Below are 13,135 nucleotides of genomic sequence, written 5' to 3'. Positions count from 1 at the left end.
TTAGTGTTTGCCAAAAGTAAGTTGAGAGTAGTTTGCGAAAAGCAGCTCTTGGCGTTGGCGCTCACTTGTGAGCTTACGGTCTGCACCAAAAGCCTTATCGACTTCCCTATCAAGCGCATCGTGAGCTTTCACTAAGGCCATATCCATAGCAAGAGGGTTATAGTGCTCTGATAATGAGCGCTCTGGATGAATCGCACGAGCCTCCAGGATTTCCTTTCCAGCCTTAATAATTCTTTCCCTATCTTTATCTTCCAACGCGGGGACTGGGAATGTGTACCAGGTCAATGTAGAAGCAAACCGTAAACGTGATTCAAGACGGCCGCCGATAGTTTTCTGCCACGTGATAAACATTGATGAAGAAATTAGAGAAAACTGTAATCCGTCTGGGTCAGGGGTTTGGAAAGCAAGATTACTCGTAATGACATCTTCCGGGAGCCTCGCAGCAGTGAAATACTGTCGAGTCTCGCTAACGACACTTGGAATGCATAGATAGTCAACATCCATTTTTGCCCGTTGACGGAAAAGCGTTGGAAACTGAGCAAATTCGCGAGTACTCGCAGCTGTGGAAGCTGCCCGAAATTCACGCACCGCTTCCACACGCTGTTTAAGTATCTGCGATCGGGTGATATCCACAGGATTTACGTCATCGAGCCACAGACACCAGCGTTTCTCTCTGTGCAGTAGCTCGCGTGCTCCGACGTAGCGGTGGACATATTGAGCTGCGATAGGATCTGCCATTACTTCGTCATACTCGTCAATCTCTACAACGAGATGGCCACCGTCAGTGGGTTTAGAACCATAGGCAGTTTCCTCAATAACAGGAGAAATTGGCTTAGATTCCTTTTCCACCAACACATTTGGTCCATCGACAAGGTAAGCGTTAATAGCTCTCTCTACCGGAGTTTCTACCGCATCACCTTTGATGCTGGGGTAGTTCCACAGGCGCGGCCGGGGTTCGTGATTACGGTCGAACCCGACGATGACGCAGTGAACTGCAGCTTTTCCTGGCGCTTCGGAGTCCCACGAAAACGTCCGGTGGGCGAAACGGATACGCCAGCCAGCCTCAAAAATAGGTTTGAACAGACGAGGTACTTGATCGCCTTGGACGATGGAGTTAGTGGTCACGAAAGCAAATGACCCCCGACGATTAGTGAAAAGGTCTAGGCTTTTCGCGTGCCAGCCGGTCACGAAGTCTAAACGTGAAATCTTGGCAGTTTTACCTTCCCAGGCTTGCTCTAAGTCTACCTGCTGTTCTTTCTCTCTTGCGTCACCACGGAAAGGGGGATTGCCAAAGACATACGTATCTCTGGAGACAGCTGGTAACACATCATTCCAGTCAAGGCGGAGTGCGTTGCCGTGGATAATGTGGGCAGTGATTGTGATGGGTAGACGTTCAGGGGCAGCACCAATGGCTTCGGCAAGCTCACGATTAGCCTGGTGGTCAACTAGAAACATTGCAGTCTCAGCAATCTTTGCTGGCCACCAATTCAGCTCAATGCCGTAGAGCTGCCCGATGGACAGCTTCTGCTCCCAGGACACATCTAAGGCCATGCCGGTTTGACCCTCGCGACGACGGATTTCGACAATCACCGCTGTCTCAATCTTACGCAGTTCACGATAAGCCACGACCAAGAAGTTTCCTGCACCGCAAGCCATGTCAGCGAATACCATGTTAGCGAGTGAATCACGGAACTCCCGCAGCTTCTTTACTGGCGTGGACTTCGCTTTGATAAGACGGTTTGCTTCAGAGCGGAGCTCATCCAGGAATAACGGCTCAATCGTTTTCAGAATATTCTTCTCACTGGTGTAATGCTCACCGTCACCGCGACGAGCCTCTTTAGATTTGACCAGCTGGAACATGGAGCCAAAGACCGCAGGCGAGATATGCGACCAGTGGAAACGGCAGGCGTTGAGCAATGCGTCACGCATATCGGGATCGAAGTACTCTGTGCGCATCTGGTCAGCGAAGATAGAGCCGTTAACGTAAGGAAATTTGGCTAAGTGCTCAGGGAGCCGCTGGCGACGATTCTCAGGAGTGTTAAGTACCTCGAAAAGAGAATTCAGTTGTGGCCCGAGATTTTCAGCGCTGGTTTCCTCTAATACGAAACGGTAAAAGAGGTCTTGCTCCCACAGTCCCGCATCATCTCCGAACAAGAGAAATAGCAGGCGGGTGAGGTACATGGAGGTTTGCTGGGTTCGGTAATCTTCTTCCTCCGGGTCAGTTGGAGCCTCATCACCTACTGCTTCATCAACGTCATCACCAGCCATAGCCGTGAACAAATCGGCCATCAGCTTAGAAGCCTGGATAGAGGCTTCTTCCTCTTCTTCTTTTGTGACGGCCTCAAAGCCTGCAAGGAACCGGAGCTGATCTATATAGTCCGGTAGCTCCGAAAGCGAGAACGTAATGTCGAAGCGTGTCTCGGGATCGCCCAGCTTGCTTAGCCTGATGGACTCAAAATTGGAGCAGAGAATATAGCGTGGCATCTCAAAGTCGTTGAGTGTGCCACCCGCAAGGTAGTCACGAGCCTGGGCATGGGCGATATCTAGGTTGACGCCAAGGGACTTGGCTTCTCCGATAACCACACCAGGCCAAAACAGGTCAATGTATCCACTGCTACCAGTCGAACCGCGCCGTGCGTCTTGCTCGAATAAATCCATACGAGCAGCATTAACCCCAAAGCAGTTGAATAGCTCAAACCAGAACTGCTGGGCGTATTTCTTTTCCGTGGCAGTCTCGTTACGCTCACGCCAGGATTCCACACGCCTTAGCCAAAAAGCAGTGAAGTTATCAAGGCTGCGCCGAATCTGCGCACGGTCAACTAGCTGAGGAGTAGAAGAAGCCATGAGCTAAGCATATCCATGGACAGCATGCATCTTTCGGCATAGCCCCGACATCAGTGGGCTTTTGGACTTTGGTTGGATTAACAGCCGTAATTACCTTTTGCCACAGCATTTCCTTTCACTTGCCCTCGCACTACTTGTGGAAGGCTCAAGAGAGCGACGGGAAAACGGAGCAACTCTAGAGAAGAGAGTGGTTACTATCGGTAAAGTAACCGCTCTATTTTTGCTGGTTAAGATAGCTATACAGGGTTGTCCTCCCAATGCCGAGCCTACGGGCAACCTCAGCCTTCGGGATACCCGGCAACCTTCGGCTTCGCGCGGCGGCTAGCTCCACTGCGAAGTAGAGGGTTAGACGTTGCACGGTGTGGAAAGCCGAAGACGAATACCCCTAAGCGAAGGAGATTCAGAAATGGATTCTTATGATGCTGAAGAGGAGCAGAACAAAAAGAAAGCACCACCAGTTGGTGGACTGGTGGTGCCTACCATTCCGGTCGTCGTAGCTCTTATCGAGCACGGACCAGAATGGATCGAGAAGTTGCACCTTCTCGGACTGTTCTAGCTCTCAGGAATGCCCCGTCTGTGTTGACGCACGCGGGGTATTCCCTTTTATCGGACTACACCAGCGGAGGCTTCGTCCATGCCTTCAATGTACACCAGCCGTAGCGACCGTACCAGCCGTAGCGACCGTAGTAGTCGTACATGAGGCACAGGACGAACGGGCTTTACAGTACGACTGCTGCGGTAACTGCGCTAAGTACAATTGCTACTCCAGCAAAGAAAGGAATAGACGTTAATTTATAACGTCTATTCCTGATCAGAAGAGTTCCAACGTCGGTAGAGCGCGTTGAATAGTCTCGCTGCAGAAAAGAACACGATAAAAAGGAAAACCGAAGACAAGCAGAAGATTAAAATCGCTTCCACGAGGGTTCCCTGCTCACTCTGGAGCGATATAATGGTGACCACGATAGCTCCTAAGAGAGACGCGGTGATTACTTGCCAAAGAGGCCAAGCCCCATTTTTCATAAGTATCCTACTCAGCTCTTAAGTTATCTGATACCACCTAATCATAAGCGCTATTACGGCGTTACGAATAGGGGTCTTTGCAGCCATTGCGACGGGCCGAAGCAACGGAGGGACTGCCCCTGTGATGCAGCCACCAATTAGCGCATCAACACGTGCTTCGGCTTCTAGTCTGTGACCATGCCTTATTTTACTAACCAGATCGCCTGCAGCTGCTCCTCCAAGAGCGCCTACGACGCAGCCGCCAATTGCAGCAAGGAACGGCAGAAGAACGGCTGGAACCGCACGGACAGAAACCTGTTCCGAATCAGAATGTTGCTTCTGGATTGCTTCAATTTCACGAAGCGAAGGCATTATCTCAGCTTGGGCTTCCAGATCGTTTGGAAAAAGCGCCGCAGCTACGCCTTCGGGAGTAGATTCTTTCGATGCATTGTCGAGAGCTTCATAAAACTCTGGTGGAAACCCTTCCACCCTTTCGCTATAGATTGGGTCAGATTCTGAAATACTGTCAGCACTTGCAGTGGGAACTATGAACAAAGAGGACATTGGAAGAACGGTAGACATCAGGAGAGCAACCATTTTTCTTTTAGCAGAACGAGTAGTTCTCTGCCTACTTTGCGAATTCAAGATGTAACTGCGAGACACAAGAAACCTTTCGGGTAGTAAGACGGCTGTCATAGTTGAAATAGCTTTGGCGTCACCTGTCTTGTTTTCAGGAGACGATCGGAAAGAAATATCACCTAGGTGCTTTATCTCCTTTTAACGGCGAACCTATCCCAGCCCCAATATTTTCTCTAGAGATATGTACAAAGTCGGCACGAAAGTGACCACCTTTTCGGGGTCAACCTTTAACTGGGGTTATGAGGAAGCTGTCCGCGCAAAAAACTGGGAATACCCCACATCCACCGCCATGAAACCGAATGTTTCTACGGAGACTTGCTCTACAACAGTGCAAACAGCGGTGTTACGTTGTAAAAGGTGCAGCCAACAGCAACTGAACCTGCGCTATTTCTCTTGGCTGAGGTAGCTATACAGCGTTGTTCTACCGATGCCGAGCCTGCGAGCAACTTCCGCTTTCGGAACACCCGCAATCACCCACTCCCTCGCCTGGGCAAGCTGCTCATCCGTGAGCGCTTTCGCGCGACCTTTATAAACCCCGCGGGCTTTCGCACGCGCAATCCCCTCCGCCTGACGCTCACGAATAATCGAGCGCTCAAACTCCGCCACCGAGCCAAGCAACCCGAGCATGAGTTTGGCAATCGGAGTCGAATTCAACGAATACGTTTGACCCTCTTTTAAAAACTTCACTGAAATGTCGCGGGCAGTGAGGTCATCGACCAGGCGGTGCAAATCAATCAACGACCGCGCCAACCGATCCATACTCATAACCACAAGCTGGTCACCAGGACGCACATAATTCAACGCCCCATCCAACCCAGGACGGTCAGTGGACGAACCGCTGACAGTATCGTCGAAGATGCGAAAGCACTTCTCTTTCTTCAACGCTGCAGTTTGCCGCTCCAGATTCTGATCTTTAGAGCTAACCCGCGCGTAACCGACTTTCTGCCCGGAAATAACCTCAGAATGTTCAGGAATCTCTAGAGGTAGTGACGGTTCTGTTCCATTATCCATAACCCAACCCTAGTGAACATCGAGTTTGCGAGGGGGGTTGTAATTCAAAAACTGTTCTTTTGGGGTGTACCCTTGCAAACGGAATCTTGCACAGGCGGTCTGGCCAGAGGCCAACGAACTAATTCAGGAGTCCGCATCATGGCGACGGATATTCACACCAGATCGCGATATCCCCAAAGGCAGTAGCCATACCAAACATTAACTATCGTTTTGGTAGCAACCCATTGGAGAGAGGATGTCCCTTTTGTTGCGGCCCCGCCCGCAGCGCCGAACATTCATCACAGGTGCAGTTCTAGAACTAATAACGAAAGTTGGTTAGTTCTTCGGCAATTCGCCCTTTCAGCTTTTGTATAGCTGCTCGATCTTGATCCTCGGTTTTTTCCAGGATCTCAAGCTGATTATAAAGTTGAGTCATTGTGTTTTTTCTATGCTGTTGGGCTTGATCAATTTCAGCTAGGAGCTTGTCGTATTTCCGTTGATAATGAGAACAATGATCCAAATGATCTTGGTAAAATTCGCTTCTTTGATCGTGGCCTAATTCTGTAGAATCTAGTTGGCCTTCATAGACAGCTTCTTCTTTTTCCAAAACTCTGCGACGGCGACGCTCAATATCCTGTTTCCTGGATGCATCGTCTCGTTCTCGGAGACTTTCTCGATGAGCCCACTCTGGACGCGAGAGATATTTCAACCGGTTCATTCTACGCTCCTAAAAGTTTCCGCTTAGAATTGTCACCTAGAGATCCTTCTATGATTATCTCAATCCACTTAAACTTAGACTAAGTTTTATTCAGGGAACCTAACCCTAGTCTGGCTGTTGTGGTTTTGCGTGCTCGATGGCGTTGTTCTGAGAACAACGTTCGGGGCAGAGTTCCAGCGTCGAGCAGCTGTGCGTCGACGACTGAGGCGGCGGTAGGGAACAAGTGACGCTTAGCCTTACAAGCGTGGCTAGTGTCGCACCAGGCCCTTAACCTGGACTGAAGGAACATGCCCCGACTGTGGGCGCTCGATAAATAGGCTCATGCCTACGTCTACCAGACCGCTTCGGGGTAGAGAGGCGATCTGCGCGAACGGTATCCACGTTGGCATTACAGTGTCCCCCGAGGGCTCAGGGCGTAGTTCGCTGTCCCGTATAACAACCTCGTAGAATATCCCGATGTTGTGGTGAGGCATACCCCGAATTGCTTCGTCCTTCGGTATCACCCGGGAATCAACGCCCAACAGCTGAACAACCCGTGAAGTGGCGCCAGTTTCCTCTTCGACCTCACGGATCACCGTGTCTAGGGGGTCCTCGAATCGCTCGACGCCGCCGCCAGGCAACGTCCATACCTTGCTGTGATCGTCGGAGGCAGTGACGGCTACTAGCAGCACTTCGTCGTTGCGTACACAAACAGCGTAGGTCGCCAGCCGGAACGTGGAATCGGGGGACGAGGAATGAACTGGAGGGGATGAAAATGTCATGATCTACAGGTTAGCGACCAGAGCATCTCTTGAGTGGGAAGACTCCAAGATGCTTGCTCCCGTAGAACGCAGGCATCGCTAGTACCAGAAGTAAGGTAAGGCACCGAGTGCTAAAAATTTACGCCATATAGCAGACAAGTCATAGGATTGGGACTTAGTGCAAAACTGGAAATGATACGAAGAGAACTGCATTCGTAAGGTACCGTGCCGGTGCGCTAGGGGCGGCGGTCCAACAGCAGGCTCACTTCTTCCAGGGATTCAACCCAAGCCTTTGTTTCTGGAGATCGGAACTCAATAAGCTCCTTCATTCCCTGTAAATCTTTCCGTAAATTACGGGTAAAGACCGGCTCATGGTGGGCTATGCGGTTTCTGAGCAGCCGGATATCCTCAATCTTGTTTCGTACTTCTTGCCTGAGTTTCTTTTCGTCCTCATAAGGAGAGTGCGGAAATGCTGTGGAAATACGATTTTCCCAAAGGCGCACATCGTGTCGTGAGGTAAAAAGGCTGCTCCAAAAAGCAAGTTTCAGTTCCGCAATGGCTTTTCCCGTAGTCGAGTATTGTTTCCTTACTGCTTGGAGATCCCTTCTAGGGCTGTAGCGCTTTGCTGGTGAAGGCAAACTAATAGCAAAAGCTTCCTCCCATGGCCACTCAGGGCCATACGTGGCTTCGAGGATATTAGCCGCAGCGTTCCGAGTTGAGACTTCAGCAAAATGAGCCGGAACCAAAAGAGCGGCAGATAGAGAAGCGTTCCAGCTATAGAGCTGGCCAGCTCGTAAATGGTCACCGTCACAGGCTTCAAAATAAGTATTGAACCTAGGACTGCTGAGAACTGAACGCATCTCAGCTTCCGAAGGTGGGGTTGCAAGAGGCATGTAGCAACTATATAATTTAATTCAGACACTATGGACTAGCGGGCTACATAGCCTCCCCCATAGATAAAAGAGAGAAAAGAAGGACCTTTCAAGGTCCTTCTTTTCGTTTCTCTGATTCAAAACTCCATAGGAATGCCTGTTTCAAACGGCTATACGCCTACCCTGCCTACGCTCAGACCGCTCGCCCAAGACGAACAGAGTGTACCCATAATGGGCATCGGGTTTAGTGTTCGGCTCTATTGACTAATGCAGTTGGGCGATTCTCGTCCGCTTTCGCTCATCCAGATTAATCGAGTACGACTAGGAAAGGTCGAAGGAAAATCATCTTCGGCATCTAGCTCTAGCTTTGCAGCAATTTGCATTACTGGGTCTCCTTCATCATCTTTCTCATTTTCTGGCACCTCAACGATGGTCGTGAAAATGAAAACGGAGTAGTTTTCTTTCTCCGAATCCGACAACTTTTCTCCGAATCCGACAATTTCATCAATAAGGAGACTAAATATCGGCTCTGTCTGGCCTACGAGGTAAGCCTGTTCGGATGCTAAAAGAACGTTGTGAGACTCTCTAACACGTTCTACTGCTTCCTGATATTTGTTTTTCGCTGTTGGTAGAGAGTCAAACGCGCAGACGAATTTGGTTATATAGCACCAAATGTGGGTATTCGGATTTGAGCTTTTACTTAGCATAGAGTTCGATATTACTTTGGAGTCCAGTTAGTGCTGTATGCACCGTTTTGCCTGTATTGGCCTGTTGTCTTGCAGTGTCTTTTTGCATGATTTCCACCGAATCTGGAAACGAAGTTATTTGCTTCTTTTTCGGCTTTTTCTGGATCGTTTTTATGGTTTCCGATGACGAAGCCAACGACTGGGTTGCCTGTTGCATTCTTATGGACTTGGCACTTTACCGTGTACATCCCGATATTGTTCTTGATCCGTGGGTCGTCTGGACCCAGCGCATATGCTGAGGGAGCTAAACAGCTCAGCGCGACTAGGACAGATAAGATTCCTGCGGGAATTTTTTTTGCAATTTTTTTCATAGGTCAGCACTCCTCAGCTAGCAAAGGAAAACGCCATCGATTCGGCCTGCGGCAGGGCCAACATTGGAGCGTGTTCCTGGTTGAATTGATTTGCATTGAGTGTCTGGCCCGAAGGCTAGGACCACTTTTACTCGTTGCGGGTCGCTTCCTCCACAGTTGTTATAAACTTGGACGAATCCCTTCTCTGCTCGAGCCACAATGCAATTCGGTGCTGGAACAGCAGCCAGGGTTGTTAGAGTAGCTTCGGTACTGCGACCTTCGGACTCTGCGAAGAGGACCTCCGCAACTTCACCTTTGGCAAATCTTGCGCTTTGACCTGGTTCTAGTTCGGCAACTTCTAATTGGTTAGTAGATAGGTCAAAAGTAGGCGTTTCGGTAGCAGCTGCAGTCGCCGTGGTGGCTGTAGAAGTGGCAATAAAGCCCAAGGTGATTATTGCTAGTTTTCGAAGAGATAAACGCATTTTTCTCCAATCCCGATAGGTTAATTTCCTTATTCGGGAACTTATCCTATCGGCTGGGAGCCGGCAAGAGGTGGCTCTAATTAAAAAAGTTAGCCAACCCTTAAAAGGGGTACGTATTTCAAGAGTGCTAGATGCGTTACTGGGGTTAAGCCTTTGCTACCATTCTGTATGAGATGAGGTTGCTGAAGCGAAAAAAATTCGAACCGCTTCAGTGTGGTCAGCCTGCGGCATCTCCCTAAAACTGTGTGTGGAGACATTTGTGGTGTACCTCAGTAGGCATTTTGCTGAAAAGGGCGTTAAATAGAATTTCTGGTCCATTAGGGAAAGAAAATAAGAGACTTCCTTGGCGGCGCCAATCGCCAATGGCGACTATTAGTTAGGGAAAGGGCCTTCAAGCTAATTTAGGACTCGCGGCGTCGCTGTTGTCGACCAAGGTCAGTAACTCTCCAAGCGCGATATAGGTCTGAAGAAAGACGAATCGAGCCTCTTCGACAGATACTTCCGCATGGGTTCCTGCAGAACATCGATCGTAGAGATCGCTGAAGGTCCGCCTGAGTCGATCCCTTCGCTTCTGGGGGACTGCGCATTTATATGTGTATGCCTGTAGTCGATTCAGAACATTCTGTTGTCCCACTTTCAACGGCTGTTCGCCTATTGTGTAAAGTTCTGCCTGGGGTGGAAAGAGCTGGTCGGCGCATGAATCAATTAATCTACGGCAAGTCGTCAGCGCCTGACTAACAGACTCTGGGTCACCATCTCGAAGCCGGTCCGACACGCTTTCAATTTTGTTGAGAGCAGAACCGCTGGAGGTAGAGAGCAAACCGTCTACTTTTGTCTGTGTGTCTACGAATAAAGATGCCTGAAGCTCGCTGAACAGAAGCTCATGATAAATCTCCATGATCAGGTCATAAACTGTTGCCACAACCTGACCACAGATTCCAGACCATCGAGCAACCTCTACTGCACGACCAGCGATGCGGTCGTCATGATTCCTGGAGGCCACCACAATGTAGTCGCCTGAATAGTTTCCACCGCCCCTCAGTGCCTCAATCTCTTCCTGGGAAGCCGCGAGGTACGCCTCGATTTTGGCGATCGATGCTACAAAGTACTTGTTAGCCTTCTGATCAGTCCTCCGACCAGTTTTCTCAATCCATTTGCGGGCTGAACCGTCTGTTGGGTAACCGTTTCGTTCAAACCCTAGGAACTCGATTAACTCTTCATGCCCTACAAGACGGGCCACTCGGCTGGCCTTCAACACAATTTCCGAAGCTTTCAACCGTTGAAGCTCAATATCCGCCAATAGTTCATCGGCAATTCGTAGTGCTTCATCTTGTCTTCCCATACCCGCTATTCAAGCATATGGGTGTATCCCATTTCGGATATCTGGAGGGTATTGACAACGTCCGGAAAGCTTAGTTTCTAAAGCTAAAAAATAAGACCCCTTACAGTAGGGATATGTCGTCAGTGCTCAGGTTGAACGGATAGAAGGTGTGCGCAAACATTCCAATCGTGGCCCTGTTTAGGAAATGGACAGCAACGTCGACGTCGACGTTGCTATCGATGGTGTCCGCCCTGGAATTGATATAGGGGTGGAGAATCTTGACTTTGCTTGCGCAAGATTTATGTACATGCCCTGAACGCTTCTAAAGATCAAACCGATGTTAGAGATCTCCATTTGTATCTTCCATTGACTTAGAAAACCTTCATTTGTATCATTACAGTTGATACAAATGAAGGTTGCGATTGATACAAATGAAGGTTGCGATTGATACAAATGAAGGTTTTGGTCTGTCATTGTGAGACAAAATGAAGTATTGGAAGTCCTGGAATCAGTCGCTTCTGATCAATGGGGAATCATTACCACTGCGCAAGCCCAGCGCGAAGGAATTACTCGACTCCAACTGAGCCGGCTGGCTGATAAGGGGGTTCTAGCCCGGTCCAGGCATGGAATTTATCTTTTGCCGTCAGCACAGCATGGAGCGCTGACAGATCTTCGCACTGCTTGGGTGTCACTCGGGGCTAGAGAATTTCCTGATGAACGATGGGAATCTGAGGATAAAATTCTTGTCTCCCATGAATCTGCCGCTCTTATCCACCAGGTAGGAGATTTAATCCCTCGAAGAATAACGTTTTCCTCGACGACTAGGAAGCAAACCTCTCAGGAGGATATCTATATTTATAGCAATCGAGAGATTAACTCAAAAGACATCCGAAACGTCGATGGCCTTCCAGTGACTTCGGTGGAGTTAACTGTGTCTGACCTGGCAGAAAAGAAGATTGAGTTTAATTACTTAGCGACTATGGTCGTAGACGCCTTGCGCAAAGAAAACGTTCGAATGAAAGACCTTGCAACCAAACTCAATGATGCTGCAGAATCGTATGGTTTTTCTTCCGGACAACAACTAGTGCAAGAATGCCAAAGGGAAGCTGCGTCCGATGACGATCGTGAAGAGAGCATCGCCCGCTATGCAAGTTTGGCAGAGATTGCGAGGGAAAGCCTGGGCGCCCAGATGGTGACAGATCTGCTCAAGAATAACCTCTATGGGAGTCTCCCAACTGCAAGTTTGGCAGAGATTGCGAGGGAAAGCCTGGGCGCCCAGATGGTGACAGATCTGCTCAAGAATAACCTCTATGGGAGTCTCCCAACTGCAAGTTTGGCAGAGATTGCGAGGGAAAGCCTGAACCAAGTTTCATCAAAGGCATCCCCGAAGTCCAGTGAATACCAAACAAACAAAAAGTCAGAAGACATCAAAAAAAGGCAACCCCCTGGCTATTCCCCCACGCCCATCGACGATGAAGAAGAGCTGCAGGCTGATACAGGTAAAACTGCGAAGAAGGAGAACGAAGCATGAGTCACACGTTAAGTCGATTCGAAGCACGCGGCCTTCAGCGAAGCTTAACAACGCGTATCGGCAATCTTTCGAAAACTCAGAATAGAAGCAAAGACAGCATCCGCTACCAGCTCATCTTTGAATGCTTTCTCAATCGAGTCTTCTCCCATTCAGGGAGTGATTGGGTGCTTAAAGGGGGAACTGCATTGCTGATGCGCAACGGTAATGGTCGTTTTACCCAGGATGTCGACTTGGGGCGGTCACAAACTTGGAATGACGCTAGTGAAATACGTCAAGAATTTGAAAACATCGCACAGCGTAAATCCGACGACCCCTTTACCTTCAAAGTAACTTCAGTACATCCGAAAAGTGCTTCCACCCCTGATGGCTATTCGACTCCAACAGTTGAGGTGAAGCTATCTGCTCGATTAGGGGCAGTAGATTTTCACAACATTAAAGTAGATGTTTCTGTCCAACGTCACACTCAAACTCCTTTAGAACAGGTGACCATTAGCCCCCTTCTCAACGAGGTTTTCAAGGACGTTAAGTACGCCCCTTTCAATGTTTTAGCCACTGCTATTGAGTCGCACCTTGCAGACAAGATATGCGCTATGTACGAAAAACACCGCAGTGGTGTGAGTAATCGATACCATGACCTGGCGGATATTATTCAAATTATCCGCACTCAGAACTTTTCCGCTGAAAAGCTGACTGAAGTTCTAGGTCATGAAACTGCGCGACGGAATATTGACTGGCCGAAAGAAATCGTTGCTCCTAGCCCAGAATGGGAGAAAGAGTACACAAGCAAAGCCCCTGGATATGATGAACTTCCAGAGGAGCTTCACACTTTAAAGAGCTCACTTGACTATGTCGGAGCATGCCTAAATGAGGTTTTGCAGCGTCAACGCTCCCACGGCAAGTGGAACTTCAAAACCTATTCTTGGGAAGACTGCTAACACGACTGAGAGCTCCATTGGCGAGTTC

Annotated in this window: 14 protein-coding genes; 3 read left to right on the top strand and 11 right to left on the bottom strand. The window is 49.2% G+C overall.

Going from position 1 to position 13,135, the window contains the following annotated elements; all coding sequences use genetic code 11:
- Nucleotides 1-2,844, bottom strand: coding sequence for a DNA methyltransferase (locus CCASEI_RS00405; RefSeq protein WP_025386841.1), 2,844 nt, complete (start codon nucleotides 2,842-2,844; stop codon nucleotides 1-3).
- A gap of 214 nt (nucleotides 2,845-3,058) precedes the next feature.
- A complete protein-coding gene (locus CCASEI_RS14895) occupies nucleotides 3,059-3,175 on the bottom strand; it encodes a helix-turn-helix domain-containing protein (protein ID WP_225868475.1) in 117 nt (38 codons plus the stop codon).
- Nucleotides 3,176-3,250: 75 nt separating this feature from the next.
- On the opposite strand from CCASEI_RS14895, the gene CCASEI_RS14890 reads away from it, so the two are divergent.
- The gene (locus CCASEI_RS14890) at nucleotides 3,251-3,400 is read left to right on the top strand and encodes a hypothetical protein (protein ID WP_155894796.1); all 150 of its coding nucleotides are present in this window, start codon (nucleotides 3,251-3,253) and stop codon (nucleotides 3,398-3,400) included.
- Between the two features lie 482 nt (nucleotides 3,401-3,882).
- On the opposite strand, the gene CCASEI_RS00395 is transcribed toward CCASEI_RS14890, so the two are convergent.
- The 9 genes from CCASEI_RS00395 to CCASEI_RS00360 form a co-directional block, all read right to left on the bottom strand.
- Nucleotides 3,883-4,407, bottom strand: coding sequence for a hypothetical protein (locus tag CCASEI_RS00395; protein ID WP_139017140.1), 525 nt, complete (start codon nucleotides 4,405-4,407; stop codon nucleotides 3,883-3,885).
- Between the two features lie 459 nt (nucleotides 4,408-4,866).
- Nucleotides 4,867-5,493: a recombinase family protein gene (locus CCASEI_RS00390; RefSeq protein WP_025386839.1), complete on the bottom strand. Its 627-nt coding sequence runs from the start codon at nucleotides 5,491-5,493 to the stop codon at nucleotides 4,867-4,869.
- A 298-nt stretch (nucleotides 5,494-5,791) separates the two neighbouring features.
- Nucleotides 5,792-6,190: a hypothetical protein gene (locus CCASEI_RS00385; protein ID WP_025386838.1), complete on the bottom strand. Its 399-nt coding sequence runs from the start codon at nucleotides 6,188-6,190 to the stop codon at nucleotides 5,792-5,794.
- Nucleotides 6,191-6,438: 248 nt separating this feature from the next.
- Entirely contained in the window at nucleotides 6,439-6,951 is a 513-nt protein-coding gene (locus CCASEI_RS00380) for an NUDIX domain-containing protein (protein ID WP_006822456.1), read from the bottom strand.
- Between the two features lie 215 nt (nucleotides 6,952-7,166).
- Nucleotides 7,167-7,823 (bottom strand): hypothetical protein, encoded by a 657-nt coding sequence (locus tag CCASEI_RS14595; RefSeq protein ID WP_006822455.1) that lies wholly within the window; start codon nucleotides 7,821-7,823, stop codon nucleotides 7,167-7,169.
- A 236-nt stretch (nucleotides 7,824-8,059) separates the two neighbouring features.
- The gene (locus tag CCASEI_RS00370; protein ID WP_006822454.1) at nucleotides 8,060-8,509 is read right to left on the bottom strand and encodes a hypothetical protein; all 450 of its coding nucleotides are present in this window, start codon (nucleotides 8,507-8,509) and stop codon (nucleotides 8,060-8,062) included.
- Between the two features lie 11 nt (nucleotides 8,510-8,520).
- Nucleotides 8,521-8,859, bottom strand: coding sequence for a hypothetical protein (locus CCASEI_RS14590; protein WP_006822453.1), 339 nt, complete (start codon nucleotides 8,857-8,859; stop codon nucleotides 8,521-8,523).
- Nucleotides 8,860-8,876: 17 nt separating this feature from the next.
- Entirely contained in the window at nucleotides 8,877-9,320 is a 444-nt protein-coding gene (locus CCASEI_RS14585) for a hypothetical protein (RefSeq protein ID WP_006822452.1), read from the bottom strand.
- A gap of 391 nt (nucleotides 9,321-9,711) precedes the next feature.
- On the bottom strand, nucleotides 9,712-10,662 hold the full coding sequence (locus CCASEI_RS00360; protein ID WP_006822451.1) for an AbiTii domain-containing protein: 951 nt from the start codon (nucleotides 10,660-10,662) through the stop codon (nucleotides 9,712-9,714).
- A 454-nt stretch (nucleotides 10,663-11,116) separates the two neighbouring features.
- Between CCASEI_RS00360 and CCASEI_RS00355 the strand changes: the two genes are divergently transcribed.
- Together CCASEI_RS00355 and CCASEI_RS00350 are read left to right on the top strand one after the other, a co-directional pair.
- Nucleotides 11,117-12,172 carry a type IV toxin-antitoxin system AbiEi family antitoxin domain-containing protein gene (locus CCASEI_RS00355; RefSeq protein ID WP_006822450.1) on the top strand — a complete coding sequence of 352 codons (1,056 nt, stop codon included), beginning with the start codon at nucleotides 11,117-11,119 and terminating at the stop codon, nucleotides 12,170-12,172.
- The gene (locus CCASEI_RS00350; protein WP_006822449.1) at nucleotides 12,169-13,107 is read left to right on the top strand and encodes a nucleotidyl transferase AbiEii/AbiGii toxin family protein; all 939 of its coding nucleotides are present in this window, start codon (nucleotides 12,169-12,171) and stop codon (nucleotides 13,105-13,107) included. Before CCASEI_RS00355 ends, CCASEI_RS00350 begins: the two co-directional genes overlap by 4 nt.
- Nucleotides 13,108-13,135: the final 28 nt, after the last annotated feature.

Source organism: Corynebacterium casei LMG S-19264 (assembly GCF_000550785.1).
GTDB lineage: Bacteria > Actinomycetota > Actinomycetes > Mycobacteriales > Mycobacteriaceae > Corynebacterium > Corynebacterium casei.
Note: the sequence above shows the minus strand (reverse complement) of the source record. Positions and strands in the feature narration are given on the sequence as shown.

Bases quoted from the DNA above. Each gene is read 5' to 3' on its own strand.
- CCASEI_RS00390 (WP_025386839.1), bottom strand. From the start codon at position 5,493: ATGGATAATGGAACAGAACCGTCACTACCTCTAGAGATTCCTGAACAT.
- CCASEI_RS00395 (WP_139017140.1), bottom strand. From the start codon at position 4,407: ATGTCCTCTTTGTTCATAGTTCCCACTGCAAGTGCTGACAGTATTTCA.
- CCASEI_RS14890 (WP_155894796.1), top strand. From the start codon at position 3,251: ATGGATTCTTATGATGCTGAAGAGGAGCAGAACAAAAAGAAAGCACCA.
- CCASEI_RS00385 (WP_025386838.1), bottom strand. From the start codon at position 6,190: ATGAACCGGTTGAAATATCTCTCGCGTCCAGAGTGGGCTCATCGAGAA.
- CCASEI_RS00360 (WP_006822451.1), bottom strand. From the start codon at position 10,662: ATGGGAAGACAAGATGAAGCACTACGAATTGCCGATGAACTATTGGCG.
- CCASEI_RS00405 (WP_025386841.1), bottom strand. From the start codon at position 2,844: ATGGCTTCTTCTACTCCTCAGCTAGTTGACCGTGCGCAGATTCGGCGC.
- CCASEI_RS00380 (WP_006822456.1), bottom strand. From the start codon at position 6,951: ATGACATTTTCATCCCCTCCAGTTCATTCCTCGTCCCCCGATTCCACG.
- CCASEI_RS00370 (WP_006822454.1), bottom strand. From the start codon at position 8,509: ATGCTAAGTAAAAGCTCAAATCCGAATACCCACATTTGGTGCTATATA.
- CCASEI_RS14595 (WP_006822455.1), bottom strand. From the start codon at position 7,823: ATGCCTCTTGCAACCCCACCTTCGGAAGCTGAGATGCGTTCAGTTCTC.
- CCASEI_RS00350 (WP_006822449.1), top strand. From the start codon at position 12,169: ATGAGTCACACGTTAAGTCGATTCGAAGCACGCGGCCTTCAGCGAAGC.
- CCASEI_RS14590 (WP_006822453.1), bottom strand. From the start codon at position 8,859: ATGAAAAAAATTGCAAAAAAAATTCCCGCAGGAATCTTATCTGTCCTA.
- CCASEI_RS14585 (WP_006822452.1), bottom strand. From the start codon at position 9,320: ATGCGTTTATCTCTTCGAAAACTAGCAATAATCACCTTGGGCTTTATT.